Source organism: Goodfellowiella coeruleoviolacea, assembly GCF_024171785.1.
In the GTDB taxonomy this organism is placed as follows: Bacteria; Actinomycetota; Actinomycetes; order Mycobacteriales; family Pseudonocardiaceae; genus Goodfellowiella; species Goodfellowiella coeruleoviolacea.
Map to the genome: position 1 here is coordinate 1 of NZ_JAMTCK010000051.1, position 1,885 is coordinate 1,885.

Consider the following 1,885-nt stretch of genomic DNA (forward strand, 5'->3'; position numbering starts at 1 on the left):
TGGTGTAGTCGTGTGGGTGGGTAGGGGAGCGTCCTGCATCTGTGGAAGCGGCCGGGTGACCGAGTCGTGGAGGGTGTGGGAGTGAGAATGCAGGCATGAGTAGCGAAAGCAGAGTGAGAAACTCTGCCGCCGGATGACCAAGGGTTCCTGGGCCAGGCTAATCCGCCCAGGGTAAGTCGGGACCTAAGGCGAGGCCGACAGGCGTAGTCGATGGACAACGGGTTGATATTCCCGTACCCGTGTGGATGCGCCCATGGCGAGGCCGGTGATGCTAACCGCCCGAACCGCATCGTGCCTTTCGGGGCGTGGTGTGGGGAGCGCGGGATCCGATCCGGTAGTAGTCAAGCGATGGGGTGACGCAGGAGGGTAGCTCCGCCAGTGAGTGGTTGTACTGGTGTAAGCGTGTAGCTAGCCGCGGTAGGTAAATCCGTCGTGGTGTTGATGTGAGACGTGATGCGTAGCCGATTGAGGCGAAGTAGAGTGATCCCATGCTGCCGAGAAAAGCCTCTAGTGAGTGTCCATGCGGCCCGTACCCCAAACCGACACAGGTGGTCAGGTAGAGAATACCGAGGCGTTCGGGTGAACTGTGGTTAAGGAACTCGGCAAAATGCCCCCGTAACTTCGGGAGAAGGGGGGCCGGGTGGCTTGAAGCTCCTTGCGGGCTAGGGCTGGCCGGCCGCAGAGACCAGCGAGAAGCGACTGTTTACTAAAAACACAGGTCCGTGCGAAGTCGCAAGACGATGTATACGGACTGACGCCTGCCCGGTGCTGGAACGTTAAGGGGACCGGTTAGTCGCCTTCGTGGTGGCGAAGCTGAGAACTTAAGCGCCAGTAAACGGCGGTGGTAACTATAACCATCCTAAGGTAGCGAAATTCCTTGTCGGGTAAGTTCCGACCTGCACGAATGGCGTAACGACTTCTCGACTGTCTCAACCACAGGCCCGGTGAAATTGCATTACGAGTAAAGATGCTCGTTACGCGCGGCAGGACGGAAAGACCCCGGGACCTTTACTATAGCTTGGTATTGGTGCTTGGTTCGGCTTGTGTAGGATAGGTGGGAGACTGTGAAGCTGTCACGCTAGTGATGGTGGAGTCAACGTTGAAATACCACTCTGGTCGTACTAGGTGTCTAACCTCGGACCATGATCTGGTTCAGGGACAGTGCCTGGTGGGTAGTTTAACTGGGGCGGTTGCCTCCCAAAGGGTAACGGAGGCGCCCAAAGGTTCCCTCAGCCTGGTTGGCAATCAGGTGTTGAGTGTAAGTGCACAAGGGAGCTTGACTGTGAGACCGACGGGTCGAGCAGGGACGAAAGTCGGGACTAGTGATCCGGCGCTGGCTGGTGGAAGCGGCGTCGCTCAACGGATAAAAGGTACCCCGGGGATAACAGGCTGATCTTGCCCAAGAGTCCATATCGACGGCATGGTTTGGCACCTCGATGTCGGCTCGTCGCATCCTGGGGCTGGAGTAGGTCCCAAGGGTTGGGCTGTTCGCCCATTAAAGCGGTACGCGAGCTGGGTTTAGAACGTCGTGAGACAGTTCGGTCCCTATCCGCCGCGCGCGTAGGAGACTTGAGGAAGGCTGTCCCTAGTACGAGAGGACCGGGACGGACGAACCTCTGGTGTGCCAGTTGTCCCGCCAGGGGCATGGCTGGTTGGCTACGTTCGGAAGGGATAACCGCTGAAGGCATCTAAGCGGGAAGCTCGTTCCAAGATGAGGTCTCCCACCCGTTATGGGTTAAGGCCCCCACTTAGACCAGTGGGTTGATAGGCCAGAGATGGAAGCACAGTAATGTGTGGAGTTGACTGGTACTAATAGGCCGAGGACTTGTGTACGAAGGTGTTGCGCATCCACTGTGCGGTTCTGGAAGTTCGACCAGGCCACCGA

The 1,885-nt window shown here is 57.9% G+C and carries 1 rRNA gene; it reads left to right on the plus strand.

Annotated elements, in window-relative coordinates:
- A 23S ribosomal RNA gene (locus LX83_RS37520) occupies window positions 1–1,833 on the plus strand; the annotation flags it as partial.
- Window positions 1,834–1,885: the final 52 nt, after the last annotated feature.